This is a genomic window from Pseudomonas sp. NGC7, assembly GCF_047159675.1.
GTDB lineage: Bacteria > Pseudomonadota > Gammaproteobacteria > Pseudomonadales > Pseudomonadaceae > Aquipseudomonas > Aquipseudomonas kermanshahensis.
The window spans coordinates 3,836,531-3,850,028 of record NZ_BAAFZY010000001.1 but is presented as its reverse complement, the minus strand read 5'-3'; the positions used below and the strand labels follow the sequence as shown (position 1 = coordinate 3,850,028).

Here is a 13,498-nt window from a genome sequence, read left to right as displayed (position 1 = left end):
TTCTCCCGCACACTGCGAAAAATTCCCAAGCCTGTACCCCGCCACTCGCGGGGCGCAGCCGGAGTAGAAAATGGCGCGACAACTAATAACAAACGCCCAAGACCCGCTACACGAATCCCGCCAGGCCCGGCTCAAGCTGGCCAGCGAAGGCGAGCTGCCACTGGGCATGCTGCGCGATGAAATCGACGCGTCCTGGCGCCGCAGCCTGGGCCATGGCCTGGACTGCCTTCAAGGCGAGCAGGTCGGCCTGGGCCTGGAGCAAGGCCATGACCTGCGCATGCTGTTGGAGCGCAACCGCTTGCTGGTCGATGCCGTCACCCCCGAGCTGGATTACCTGGTCTCGCGCCAGGGCAAGGCAGGCATCATCATCCTCGGTGATGCCCAGGCCAACGTGCTGGCCATCGAAGGCCAAACCCACGTGCTCAGCCGCGAAGGCTTGCGTGACCTGCACCCAGGCAGTTGCTGGAGCGAATCCCTGCGTGGCACCAATGCCATCGGCACGGCCGTGGTAGAAGGGCGGCCGACCTTGATCAACTGTGGTGAACACTACCTCGATCGCCTCAGCCCGTTCTCTTGCACCTCGGTGCCGCTGCGTGACCCGCGGGGCGAGGTGATCGGTGTGCTCGACATCACCCGCGAAGGCGTGATGGCGCAACCGCAGGACAGCCTGTCGACGCTGATGCTGGCAGCCGGCAACATCGAAGGCCGGCTTTTCGGCCTGTGCCACCCCGAGCAACTGGTGCTGGCCTTCCATAGCCGCCCGCAGTACCTCAACAGTGCCTGGCACGGTCTATTGGCATTGAGCCTGGACGGCGAAGTGCTGGCGGCCAACGACAGTGCCTGCCAATTGTTGCAGGTGCCGCGCCAGGACCTCATTGGTCGGCGTAGCAGCGACCTGCTCGGCGAGCGCTCGCCGGCCTTCATCGCCCGGCTTTGGCAGGGCGGTGTCAGCAGTGTGCAGACGGCCAAGGGCGAGTTCTTCTTCCGCGCGTTGCAACTGCCACGTAACGGGCAGTTGAACAGCAGCGTGGCGGTGAGCAAGCCGGCGCTGGCCAACACGTCACCGGCGCTCGATGCACTGGCCGGTGGCGACCCACGCCTGGCGCGCAATCTGCGTATGGCCCGCCAGGGCCTGGGCAATGGCTTGCCGGTACTGCTGCTGGGTGAGACCGGCACCGGCAAGGAAGTCGTCGCCCGGGCCCTGCACCAGGCCAGCCCGCGGGCCGACAAGCCGTTTGTGGCGGTCAACTGCGCGGCCATTCCCGAAGGGCTGATCGAATCCGAACTGTTTGGCTACCGCGAAGGGGCGTTCACCGGCTCACGCCGTGGCGGCATGGTCGGGCGGCTGATGCAGGCCCATGGCGGCACGCTGTTCCTCGACGAGATCGGCGACATGCCGCTGGCCCTGCAGGCCAGGCTGTTGCGGGTACTGCAAGAGCGCCGCGTGGCGCCTCTGGGCGCGGGTGACGAGCAGGACATCGACGTGGCGCTGATCTGCGCCACCCACCGCGACCTCAAACGCCTGGTGCTTGAACAGCATTTTCGCGAAGACCTCTATTACCGGGTCAATGGCGTCTCGCTGCGCCTGCCGGCCCTGCGCGAGCGTGACGACCTGGCCGGGATCATCCAAGGGCTACTGGACAAGTCCGGCGCCAAGGGCGTGAGCCTGGACCCGGCATTCAGCGCCTTGCTCGAAGGCTTCGACTGGCCTGGCAACATCCGCCAGCTGGAGATGGTCGTGCGCACCGCGCTGGCCATGCGTGAGGACGGTGAGCAGGTGCTGACCCTCGATCACCTCACCGATTGCCTACTCGATGAACTGGCCAGCGGCACGACGCCGTCCGGCAGCCTCAAGGACAATGAACTGGAGCTGATTCGCAGCGCCCTGGGCCGCCACCAGGGCAACGTCTCGGCAGCCGCCGAGGCCCTGGGTATCAGCCGGGCGACGCTGTACCGCAAGCTCAAGCAGTTGCGTAGCTGACATGGGTGGTTTGTTCGCAAGGCTGGTAGAGACCAGCGACCCTGTCCTCATGCGTCAGGCGTTGGCCTGGCTGTATGGTTTTGTCCGCCCCCATCGACGCGCCATCGGTGTGCTGCTGGGCTTGTCCTTGGGCGCGTCGCTGCTGGCCCTGGCGCAACCCTGGCTGGTCAAGACACTGATCGACGAAGGCCTGTTGGCCAAGGACTACCAGACCCTCTGGCACATGGCGGCGATCATGATCACTGCGGGCCTGCTGGGCACCGTGCTGGCCGGGGTCAACCGCTACCTGCATACGCGATTGTCCGGGCGCATTCTGTTCGCGCTGCGTGATGACCTTTACCGCCACCTGCAACAGTTGTCGCCCACTTTTTACGGGCGGCGGCGCATCGGCGATATCCTTTCGCGGCTGGATGGCGACGTCGCCGAAATCCAGCGCTTTGCCGTGGACTCGCTGTTTTCAGCGGTGTCTGCCGTGATCGGCTTGATAGGTGCGGTGGCCTTGATGCTGATGTTGTCTTGGCAGCTGTCGCTGTTGCTGGCGCTGCTGATCCCGCTCGAGGTGCTGTGGTTGCGCTGGATGCGGCGCAAAGTCGAGCGCGAGGTGCGCAGCTTGCGTGAGCGCTCGGCCGATGTCTCGTCGTTTCTGGTCGAGACGCTGCCGGCCATGAAGTTCATTCAGGCGGCTGGCCAGCAGGCTCGGGAAGCCGGGCGCCTGGACCAGTTGGGCCAGGGCTACATGAGCCAGTTGCTCAAGGTGCAGGTGACCGAGTTCTTTACCCAGGCGATACCGGGCACGCTGACCTCCTGGTGCCGCGCCTGCGCTTTTTTGGTCGGCGGCTGGTGGGTGATCCAAGGTACCTGGCAACTAGGCGCGCTGATCGCGTTTTCCACCTACATGGGCATGGCGGTCGGGCCGGTGCAAAGCCTGTTGGGCTTGTATGTGGCGGTGCAGCGCATGGCCGTGAGCTTGGGCCGGGTAATGGAGCTTAAGCAAGAAGCCGTTGCCGTGCGCCAGGTGGACACGCCACAGCCGATACCAGACGGGCCAGGTGAATTGCGCCTGGAGGCCTTGCACTTCGCCCATGACGGGCGCCAAGGCGCGGTGCTGAGCGATGTGAATATCTGCGTACCGGGTGGCCTGAAGGTCGCCATCAGCGGCGCCTCTGGCGTCGGCAAGTCGACCTTGATCGATCTGCTGCAACGGTTCTACGACCCGGACGCTGGGCGCATCCTGCTGGATGGCACCGACCTGCGCGAACTCGACCTGGCGGCGCTGCGTCGGCGCATTGCCGTGGTCAGCCAGGACATCGTGCTGTTCCGTGGCACCCTGGCGCAGAACCTTGCCTACGGGGTGCCCGAAGCCAGCCGTGCGGAACTTGAACGGGTGGTGCGCCTGGCGCGCCTGGACAGCCTGGTCGAAAGCCTGCCCTTGGGGCTGGACGGGCTGTTGGGCGAGCGTGGCCAGCAGCTGTCTGGCGGGCAGAAGCAACGTATCGCCATTGCCCGCGCGGTGTTGCAGGCCCCTGCGATCCTGGTGCTGGACGAGGCCACGTCGGCGGTAGACGAAGCGACCGAGCGCGAAGTGATCGCGGCCATCGACCAGCTGTTTGCCGGGCGCACGCGCATTCTGATCAGCCACCGAGCCTCGACCCTCGCCGATGCTGACTTGCATTTGCACCTGCATGATGGGCAACTGAAGGTGTTGCCCCAGGAGGCCATCAAGCATGGGCAATGAGTTGCGTGTCGGGGTCATCGACAGCGGTTGCTCGTCTGCCCAAGCACTGGATTTGCTGGGCGCACGACGCTTCTGGCTTGAGGAAGGCCAGCTGCGAGAAGGCGAAGCGTTGCCCGACCAACTAGGCCACGGCAGTGCCGTAGTCGCTGGCCTGCTGCGTGAATCTGGCCCGGTGCCGCTGTTGCTGGCCCAGGTGTTTTCTGCGCAGGCGAGCACCAGTGCGTTGCAGGTGGCCGCCGCATTGTTATGGCTGGTGGAAGAGGGGGCGACGCTGATCAACCTCAGCCTCGGCCTGCTGCAGGACCGGCCCGTGCTGCACCAGGCCTGCGCCGAGGCCCAGGCGGCTGGCGTGCTGCTGTGCGCCTCCAGCCCGGCGCAGGGTGGGGCGGTGTACCCGGCCAGTTACCCGGGCGTGATTCGCATGACCGGCGATGCCCGTTGCGCACCGGGGCAGTGGTCCTGGCTGGGCACTGCACAGGCGGACTTCGGTGGCCATGTCGGCGCCGGTGGCCGGGCAGGGGCAAGCCTGGGTTGCGCTGCGCTGAGCGGGCGCGTTGCAGCGTTACTGCGTGAGCGGCCCGGCATGGGGCGGCAGCAGGTGTTCGACTGGCTGCGCGCCCATGCCGCATTCAGCGGCCCTGAGCGGCGAGGTGCCGAGGATGAGTGAGCCGCACATCGTGGTGCTGGGTGCCGGCCCCGCGGGGGCCGCCACGGCAATCGGCCTGCGCCGCCTGGGCTACCCAGTCACGGTGGTGTCCGACTGGCGCCGCTTTGCTGCCGTGGAAGGCGTTTCGCAGCGGGTGCTGGAAGGTCTGCGCCATGCCGGCCTAGGCGGGGCCCTGAGCGAGGCGGCGATGCCAGCGACACGTCAGGTGCGCTGGAATGGCGAGCACCTGCAGATGAACCAGGAGTTTCTGCTCGACCGGCAACGCTTCGACCGTGCCTTGCGAGCTGACCTTGCACGGGCAGGGGTGACGCTGATCGAAGGGCGCATCCGTGAGGTGGCGCGTGCCGAGGGTCATCAGGTGCGCCTGGACGATGGGCAAACCCTGCAGGCCGCATTCCTGGTTGAGGCCCGTGGGCGCCAGGCACCGTTGGCAGCTGACCGCCTGCGCGGACCTGAGACGATCAGTTTGCTCAATGTCTGGCATGACGCCCCAGGCGCACCGGCTTCGGCGGTGGAAAGCCTGGACGGCGGCTGGGCCTGGATGGCCAGGTTGGCCGATGGGCGCTGTTATTGGCAGATTACCCTCGATGCCCAAGGGGTGCCGACCAAGGCCGCTCTGCCTGAGTACTGCGCCACACGGCGCCGTGGCTCGGCGTTAGTGGCCGAACTGTTCGGGGCGCAGGCGATGGAACCTGCACAGGTACATGCCCGTAGCAGTACCGCGATACTGGCCGGCGAATGCGTGGGGGATGACTGGATACGGGTGGGGGATGCTGCGATGGCGGTTGACCCACTATCGGGGAATGGGATTTTCCAGTCGCTGTCCTCGGCGCTGCAGGCGCCTGTGGTGATCAATACCCTACTGCGCCGGCCTGAGCGTGCGGCACTGGCCAAGCAGTTCCACCAACAGCGGATCGAGCAGCTTTTTTTGCGCTTTGCCCGCATCGGGCGGGACTTCTACGGGCAGGAGCTAAAACGCGCTGGGCAGCCATTCTGGGAACGCCGTCGGGCATGGCCGGATGCGCAGCTGTCGCATCTGAAGGTGGGCTGGAAGGCGGTGCAAATTGAACGCAGGCCGGTATTGCGTGGTGGACTGGTGGATGAGGCCGAAGTGGTTGTAACGGCAGATCAGCCTTTGGGAATTTGGCATTTGCAAAACGTGGAGTTGGCGCCGGTGGTGCGAGCACTCAAGGGAGGCAAAAGTATCCAGAAGGTATTAGAGGACTATTCTACTTCTGAACGAATTCTATTACAGAAATGGTTGATGAGTATATCAAAGCCTATGTAGCTTGGCGCCTGTTAGTTTTGATAGTTGTGATGACCGCCTTCGACATGCTTGTATGTGCAATGTGTTACGGTCATGATTGATTTTCAGGTGTGTCGTGACAACGCAATTGGCTCCAGCTTTCGAATAAGGCTTAAGTTTAGCTTCAGGTTGACTCATGGCATTTTTCGGGGGACTTCTTTTGGGTGATGGAGAACACGATGCGTCAGTTTGGTTGCTGGCGAGTTGGTACTATGAGGAGGGTGTATGAACTACTCTGTTTATGGGTGCTCCGTTTTTTCTCCTTGTATAGGTGTTTTGGCTTTTAATGGACAGGTGCATGATCGTTTGTCCAGCTGCTATCTGTTAGGAAATGGAGTTCGAGCGTTCAGCCCGACCCTGATGCGTTTCATCTCACCCGACCCATACAGCCCATTTGGTGTGGGGGGACTGCATACTTATGCATATTGTGGTGGCGACCCTGTCAACTACATGGACATTGATGGAAATATGAAGTTCAGCGTTTTAACCAGGGGCAATGGGCCGTTGTCTCAGTTTGACGACCCCCCAGCACCTCCCCGCCAAAGTGTGATCGTGACTGCACAGCGGAAGCGCGCTAGCGTTATCGTTTATGCGGGATCATTCCAAGGCTCTGAAGCCATGGATACATCAGGTCAGTCTCATGATCCTAGTCATGTTGTTGCATCAGCTTCTTCAAGCTCTTCCACTCGCAATGCCCAGGTTGGACAAATACAGTCAATTTCTAAAGCAAAGTGGACCAATCCTGGATTCCCAAAGGAACAATGGGATGAGGGTGTGAGGCGCTACGTGGCATTCAAAACAGCGCATTCTCATACGGTGAGCAAGACTGACCCGGTGCACCTCGTTGCAGCCTTGGTTATAAATAAAAACAAGGGGATGCCAGGAATTCCTTTCAATAGCTATCCGGCTTATGTCAGTGCCCATATGAGAGTTCGTGGTAAATCAAGGATTAAGGCTGCAAGTGATAAACTTGCACACCTTACCAAGGCTGTGCGCAACTTCGAAAATTCAGGAGGAGCGTCGAGGGCTAGTAACTAGGGGCTTATTTTTCGGCTACTAGCATGTCAGGAGAGCATCGCCTGTAACAGCATTGTCACTGTTACAGGCTGATGATCAGAGCTTGATCAGCACCGACTTGAGCTCGGTGTAATGCTCAATGGCCGCCGCGCCCATCTCGCGGCCGACGCCGGACATCTTGTAACCACCGAACGGCAGCGCCGGGTCGAGTGCGCTGTGGCAGTTGACCCACACCGAGCCCGACTTGATCCGCGGGATCATCCGGTGCACCGCCCCCAGGTCGTTCGACCAGATACTCGCCCCCAGCCCGTAGGGGTTGTCGTTGGCCATGCCGATCACTTCGTCGAGGTCATCAAAGGGCATCGCCACCAGCACCGGCCCGAAGATTTCTTCCTGCACCAGGCGATGACGCTGGTCGACATCGACGATCACAGTTGGCTTGACGAAGTAACCCGGCCCGAAACCTTCGCCGCCGCAGGCAATGGTCGCGCCCAGCTCGCGACCGAGTTCGATGTAGCCGGTGACCCGGTCCTGCTGCTTGGCCGAGATCAACGGGCCCATCTGTACCGAAGGGTCCAGCCCGCTGCCCAGCTTCATGCCATTGGCCATACCGGCGATGTCGGCTATCACGTTGTCGAAGTGCTTGCGGTGCACATACAGCCGGGAGCCTGCGCAGCACACCTGGCCTTGGTTGAAGAAGATAGCCGTGGCAGCGCCGGCAGTGGCTTCCTGCAGGTTGGCGTCGGGCATGACGATGGTCGGCGACTTGCCGCCCAGTTCCAGGGTGACGCGGGTCATGTTGTCCATGGCCGCTTTGCCGATCAGCTTGCCGACCTCGGTGGAGCCGGTGAAGGTTAGCTTGTCGACGCCGGGGTGGCGGCTCAGGGCTGCGCCGGCATTCAGGCCGGTGCCGGTGATCACGTTGAATACGCCTGCCGGGTAGCCGGCTTCCTCGATCAGCTCGGCCAGTTTCAGTGCGGTCAGAGGGGTTTCGTCGGCCGGTTTGAGCACCACGGTGCAGCCCGTGGCCAAGGCTGGGCCCAGCTTCCAGCAGGCCAGTAGCAGCGGGAAGTTCCAGGCGACGATGGCACCCACCACGCCTACCGCCTCGCGGCGTACAAAGCCGTGGAACTGGTCGTTGGGCATCAAAGGCATCGAGGCTTCGACGGTGCTACCCTCGATCTTGGTGGCCCAGCCGGCCATGTAGCGCAGGAAGTCGATGGCCAATTGCACGTCCATGACCTTGGCCACTGCGGCGCTCTTGCCGTTGTTCAGGCACTCAAGCTCCGCCAACTGTTGCGCATCACGCTCCATCAGGTCGGCCAGGCGCCACAGCATGTTCTGCCGCTCACGCGGGCGCAGGCGGCTCCAGGGCGAGTCATCGAAGGCCTGGCGCGCGGCCCGCACGGCGCGGTCGACATCGTCGGCGTCGGCGGCGGGTACTTCGCCCAGCACCTCGCCGGTGGCCGGGTTGCGCAACGACAGGGTGCGACCGCTGGCGGCGTCCTGCCAGTCGGCGCCGATGCGCATTTTCAGTTTGCGTTCGAGGAAGGCGCGGGTGGCGGGCAGAATGGGCAGTTCGGAAAGCATGGGGCGGTGCCTCTTGTCATTGGGTGTGTCGGGCACAGGCGCAATGGGCGTGCCAACCTGAGCAGATGGTGTTAAAGCCCTGTAGTTATTGGGTTTTGCCTGGGTGCAAGGTTGTGATTGCGGGCGTGCGCTGTTGCACATTGAGACGGTGTGAGACGGTTGTGGAACAGTGGCTATACAGGCCTCTTCGCGGGGCAAGCCCGCTCCCACAGGGATAGAGCCGAATTCAGGTGCTGCGCCGTTTCGGTGAGATCAAGCCCGCTCCCACAGGGATAGAGCCGAATTCAGGTGCTGCGCCGTTTCGGTGAGATCAAGCCCGCTCCCACAGGGATAGAGCCGAACTCAGCCGCTGCGCCGTTTCAGTGGGAGCGGGCTTGCCCCGCGAATGGCCTGCAGAGCAGGCCCTGTCTCAGGATGAAACACCCTGTCGCGAAATGGCACGCTTCGGCTCTACCCCGGCGTGCCTGCGCAACCACGCGAAACCTACTAAGAGGCTGAAATACAACAACTTTCCAGTATGTGGCACAGTTTCTGTATCACGACTGTCACATGCACACCTGCTGTACCAAAGCGTGCGAGAACGATAAGAACAACAACCGTGGAGGTCTGACCTTGAAGACGACTCGACTCCGCCGGCATGCGGGCAAACTGGCGCTGGTCGCCGCCGCGCTGCTGAGCACCCAGGCCATGGCGGCCGAGCAGGGCCCTAACCTGTTGCAAACCAAGTGCATGGGGTGCCATATCCCCGAAGGCAACGACACCTACAGCCGTATCAGCCATCAGCGCAAAACGCCGGAAGGCTGGCTGATGAGCATCGCCCGCATGCAGGTCATGCACGGCCTGCAGATCAGCGACGATGACCGGCGCACCCTGGTCAAGTACCTGGCCGACAAGCAGGGGCTGGCGCCCAGCGAGACCGATGGCGTGCGCTACGCCATGGAGCGGCGGCTGAACACCGTCGAACACTTCGACCAACAGCTCAGCGAAACCTGTGGCCGTTGCCACTCCGGTGCCCGCGTTGCCCTGCAGCGTCGCCCGGCCCAGGAATGGGAACACCTGGTCAACTTCCACCTCGGCCAATGGCCGTCTCTCGAATACCAGGCCCAGGCGCGTGACCGCGACTGGCTTGAAATCGCCCTCAAGCAAATGGTGCCGGACCTGGCCAAGCGCTACCCGCTCGACAGCCCGGCCTGGGCCGAATGGCAACAGGCCCGGCCCAAGGCCGATGCCTTGCCAGGGCAGTGGGCGTTCAGCGGTCACATGCTGGCCAAAGGCGATGTCCGTGGGGTGATGACGGTCAGTGCAGGGGAGGCTGACACCTTCAAGGTCGAGGTCAAAGGCAGCTACGCCGACGGCACGCCGTTCAATGGCAGCGGCTCGGCGATCCTCTACAACGGCTATGAATGGCGCGGCAACGTGAAGGTGGGTGACAGCAACCTACGCCAGGTATTCGCGGCACTGGATGGCGAGATGAAAGGCCGCATGTTCGAGGCCGATCACGACGAGCGCGGCCTGGACTTCAGCGCGGTGAAAGACGGCAAGGCACGCCTGCTGGCAGTGCAGCCGGCCTTCATCAAGGTGGGCAGCGAAAGCGAGATCACCCTGGTCGGCAGCGGCCTGACGGGCAAGCCGGAACTGGGCGCAGGTGTTGAAGTGACAGAAGTGCTGGAGGCCACCCCGACCCTGGTGCGGGTCAAGGCGCGCGCGGCGGCAGACGCCAAGCCAGGCCAGCGAGACGTTGCAGTGGGCGCACTCAAGGGCGTCAACCTGGCGGTTTACGACAAGGTCGACGAGGTCAAGGTGGTGCCGGCGTTCTCCATTGCCCGCATTGGCGAAAACGGCGCGTCCGTGCCGAAGGTGCAGGGGCGCTTCGAAGCCGAAGCCTGGGGGAAGGACGCCAGCGGCCAGCCGCTGCGCATCGGTTACCTGCCCGCCCAATGGAAGGTCGAGCCGTTCAACGAGCGTGCCGTCGAGGACGAGGACGTCAAGTTCGCCGGGCAGATGCAGGCCGACGGCGTCTTCGTACCCGGCAGTGCGGGGCCTAACCCGGCACGCAAGATGATGACCAACAACGCCGGCAACCTGAAAGTCATCGCCACCCTGGCTGACGGCGGCCAGACCGGCGAGGGCCACATGATCGTCACCGTCCAACGCTGGAACAACCCGCCCTTGCCATAAGGCAGGTGTGAACGCGTTTTCCAACGGATCGATTATCGGAGGTCGCCATGGGCGCACTATTGAACCTGGTCGAACGCAACCTGCACGAAGTGCAGGTGGATGCCGACCGCATGCTGTTCCACATCCCTAGCAGTTCGCTGTTCGCCACCGACGCGGTGACCGGCGGCATCATCGACACCCTGCGCCAGCAAGGCTGCTCCGCCGAGGAGCTGATGCAGCGCCTCGGTCAGCAGTTTGCCGGTGCCGACATCCAGGACACCCTGCGCGAGCTGATCGCCCTGGAAGTGGTCAGCGACGGCTCACCACTGACGCCGGAAATCGCCCTCAAGCAGGTCGAGCGCACGGCGTTGAACACGGTGGTGCTCAACGTCAACACCGGCTGTAACCTCAGCTGCACCTATTGCTACAAGGAAGACCTGGACAAACCCTCTGCCGGCAAGAAGATGAGCACCGCTACCGCCGAGGCCTCGGTGGAGATGCTGCTCAAGGAGTCCCCTGACGAGCAACGCTACAGCGTGGTGTTCTTCGGTGGCGAGCCGTTGTCCAACCGGCCTTTGATCGAGCACATGGTCGCTTACTGCGAGCGGCGTTTCGCCGAGGCCGGCAAGCAGGTGGAGTTCATCATGACCACCAACGCCACCTTGCTCACTGAAGAGATCATCGACTGGCTCAACGCCCACCGTTTCGGGTTGTCGATCAGCATCGATGGGCCGAAGACCGTGCACGACCGCAACCGCATCACCGTGGGCGGGCAGGGCACCTATGATGTGGTGCGGCGCAAGGCCGAGATGCTGTTGTCACGCTATACCAGTCGCCCGGTGGGCGCGCGGGTCACCCTGACCCGTGGCATCACCGATGTCGAGACCATCTGGAATCACCTGTTCAACGAGATGGGCTTTGCCGAAGTCGGCTTCGCCCCGGTGACCTCGGGCGACCTGTCGGCATTCAACCTCACCAGCGACGAACTGGTGCAGGTGTTCGCCAACATGAAGGCCCTGGGCCGTCGCTACCTGGAAGCCGCGCTGGAGCACCGCAACATCGGCTTTTCCAACCTGCACCAACTGATCACCGACATCCACGAGGGCCACAAGAAGGCCCTGCCGTGCGGCGCCGGGCTGAAAATGCTGGCGGTAGACCATGAAGGTGAATTGAACCTGTGCCACCGCTTCACCGGCTCCAGCCTGCCGACGTTCGGCAACGTGCACCAAGGTGTGAAGCAGGCCCAGCTCAATGACTTCCTGTCGCAACGCCTGGACCGCAGCAACACCGGCTGCGAGAGCTGCCGTATTCGCAACCTGTGCTCCGGTGGCTGCTACCACGAGAGCTATGCCCGCTACGGCGACCCGCAGCACCCGACCTACCACTACTGCGAGCTGATGCGCGACTGGGTCGACTTCGGCATCGAGGTCTACAGCCGCATCATGGCCGCCAACCCGGCCTTCATCGACCGCTACATCACCCCGCGGAAGGCGCACTGACATGAAGCACTTGAAGCCCCTGAACAACAAGGCGCGCATCCTCGAGCAGGCCGCTGCCGAAGACCGTGTCGAAGAAGTCATGGCGATGAGCGCGGTGGCAGGCTGTACCGCCACCACCGACCCGGGTTGGGAAGTGGACGCCTTTGGTGGCGTGAGCTCGCTGTGCCAGCCCATGGAAGCCGACCTTTACGGCTGTTCCGACCCTTGCTGGTGGCCAGCGCAGGTGCCAGACATGATGAGCACCTACCAGGACTGGAACGCCCAGGCGACCAACTCCCAGGACGACTGGCGCAACCTCGGCACCGTGTTCCCGAAAGACAAGTGACCGGCCCAACAAGAATGACAAGGGGAAACCGCATGAAACCTGGACTCTGCGCGCAGCTCGCGCTCACCGTCGCCGCCACGGCCAGCGCCTGGGCGGTACAGGCTGACGACACCGGGCCGGCCTTGAAGGCTGGCCATGAATACCTGATCGTGACCAACTACCCGAACAACCTGCATGTGGTCGATGTGGCCAGCGATGCGCTGTACAAGAGCTGCCACATGCCCGATGCGTTCGGCCCCGGCACCGCGATGATGGCGCCGGACAACCGTACCGCCTACATCCTCAACAACCACTACGCCGACATCTACGGCATTGACCTGGACACCTGCAAGACCACCTTCCACGCCAACTTGTCCAGCGTGCCAGGGGAGGTCGGCAAGTCGATGTATTCGTTTGCCATCAGCCCTGATGGCAAAGAGGTGTATGCCACCGTCAACCCGACCCAACGCCTGAACGATCACTATGTGGTCAAGCCGCCGCGCCTGGAGGTGTTCCGCACGGCCGATGGCCTTGATGCGAAACCTGCGCGTACCTTCCCGATGCCGCGCCAGGTGTACCTGATGCGCGCCGCTGACGACGGCAGCTTGTTCGTGGCGGGCCCGGACATCTACAAGATGGACGTGCAAACCGGCAAGTACGAGGTGGCATTGCCGCTGCGCACCTGGAACCGGCCCGGCTACAGCGCCCCGGATGTGCTGTATTTCTGGCCGCATCAGAGCCCTCGGCACGAGTTCTCGATGCTCTATACGATTGCCAAGTTCAAGGACGAGAAGCAGGACCCAAATACCGCTGAACTGCTGTACGGTTACCTGAGTGTCGACCTGAAAACCGGCAAGACCCACACCCAGGAGTTCGCCGACCTGACCGAGCTGTACTTCACCGGGTTGCGCTCGCCGAAGGACCCGAACCAGATCTACGGCGTGCTCAACCGCCTGGCGCGGTATGACATCAAGGAACGCAAGCTGATCAAGGCGGCTAACCTTGAACACACCTACTACTGCGTGACCTTCGACAAGAAGGGCGACAAGCTGTACCTGGGCGGCACCTTCAATGACCTGGCGGTGTTCGACCCCGAAACGCTGCAGAAGGTGAAGAACATCAAGCTGCCGGGTGGGGACATGTCGACCACTACGCCGCAGGTGTTTATCCGCTAGATACAGGGTGAACTTACCGGCCTCTTCGCAGCACAAGGCTGCTCCTACAGGCCACCGCGTTCCATTG

10 protein-coding genes are annotated in these 13,498 nt (G+C 62.9%); 9 read left to right on the top strand and 1 reads right to left on the bottom strand.

Translation table 11 applies throughout. The features are described 5' to 3' along the window. Positions 1-70 precede the first annotated feature (70 nt). The 5 genes from ACMCNM_RS17185 to ACMCNM_RS17165 all read left to right on the top strand — a co-directional run bounded on the left by ACMCNM_RS17185 (position 71) and on the right by ACMCNM_RS17165 (position 6,727). Positions 71-1,981, top strand: coding sequence for a sigma-54-dependent Fis family transcriptional regulator (locus ACMCNM_RS17185; protein WP_412765016.1), 1,911 nt, complete (start codon positions 71-73; stop codon positions 1,979-1,981). A 1-nt stretch (position 1,982) separates the two neighbouring features. Next, positions 1,983-3,716 carry an ABC transporter ATP-binding protein gene (locus ACMCNM_RS17180; protein ID WP_412765015.1) on the top strand — a complete coding sequence of 578 codons (1,734 nt, stop codon included), beginning with the start codon at positions 1,983-1,985 and terminating at the stop codon, positions 3,714-3,716. Continuing rightward, positions 3,706-4,383, top strand: coding sequence for a peptidase S8 and S53 subtilisin kexin sedolisin (locus ACMCNM_RS17175; protein ID WP_412765014.1), 678 nt, complete (start codon positions 3,706-3,708; stop codon positions 4,381-4,383). The genes ACMCNM_RS17180 and ACMCNM_RS17175 overlap by 11 nt, the downstream gene beginning before the upstream one ends. After that, a complete protein-coding gene (locus ACMCNM_RS17170; RefSeq protein ID WP_412765013.1) occupies positions 4,376-5,671 on the top strand; it encodes an NAD(P)/FAD-dependent oxidoreductase in 1,296 nt (431 codons plus the stop codon). Before ACMCNM_RS17175 ends, ACMCNM_RS17170 begins: the two co-directional genes overlap by 8 nt. Before the next feature lie 243 nt (positions 5,672-5,914). After that, positions 5,915-6,727 carry an RHS repeat-associated core domain-containing protein gene (locus ACMCNM_RS17165; RefSeq protein WP_412765012.1) on the top strand — a complete coding sequence of 271 codons (813 nt, stop codon included), beginning with the start codon at positions 5,915-5,917 and terminating at the stop codon, positions 6,725-6,727. A 75-nt stretch (positions 6,728-6,802) separates the two neighbouring features. Here ACMCNM_RS17165 and ACMCNM_RS17160 read toward each other — a convergent pair whose 3' ends face one another. Further along, positions 6,803-8,296, bottom strand: coding sequence for an aldehyde dehydrogenase family protein (locus ACMCNM_RS17160; protein ID WP_412765011.1), 1,494 nt, complete (start codon positions 8,294-8,296; stop codon positions 6,803-6,805). A 612-nt stretch (positions 8,297-8,908) separates the two neighbouring features. Between ACMCNM_RS17160 and peaA the strand changes: the two genes are divergently transcribed. Genes peaA through peaD form a run of 4 tightly spaced genes read left to right on the top strand, consistent with a single transcriptional unit; the run spans position 8,909 to position 13,431 of the window. Further along, positions 8,909-10,474, top strand: coding sequence for a quinohemoprotein amine dehydrogenase subunit alpha (gene peaA / locus ACMCNM_RS17155; protein WP_412765010.1), 1,566 nt, complete (start codon positions 8,909-8,911; stop codon positions 10,472-10,474). Between the two features lie 47 nt (positions 10,475-10,521). Next, positions 10,522-11,952 (top strand): quinohemoprotein amine dehydrogenase maturation protein, encoded by a 1,431-nt coding sequence (gene peaB / locus ACMCNM_RS17150; RefSeq protein ID WP_027593452.1) that lies wholly within the window; start codon positions 10,522-10,524, stop codon positions 11,950-11,952. Position 11,953: 1 nt separating this feature from the next. After that, positions 11,954-12,277: a quinohemoprotein amine dehydrogenase subunit gamma gene (gene qhpC, locus ACMCNM_RS17145; protein ID WP_008091708.1), complete on the top strand. Its 324-nt coding sequence runs from the start codon at positions 11,954-11,956 to the stop codon at positions 12,275-12,277. 32 nt (positions 12,278-12,309) lie between these two features. After that, positions 12,310-13,431 carry a quinohemoprotein amine dehydrogenase subunit beta gene (gene peaD, locus ACMCNM_RS17140; RefSeq protein WP_412765009.1) on the top strand — a complete coding sequence of 374 codons (1,122 nt, stop codon included), beginning with the start codon at positions 12,310-12,312 and terminating at the stop codon, positions 13,429-13,431. Positions 13,432-13,498: the final 67 nt, after the last annotated feature.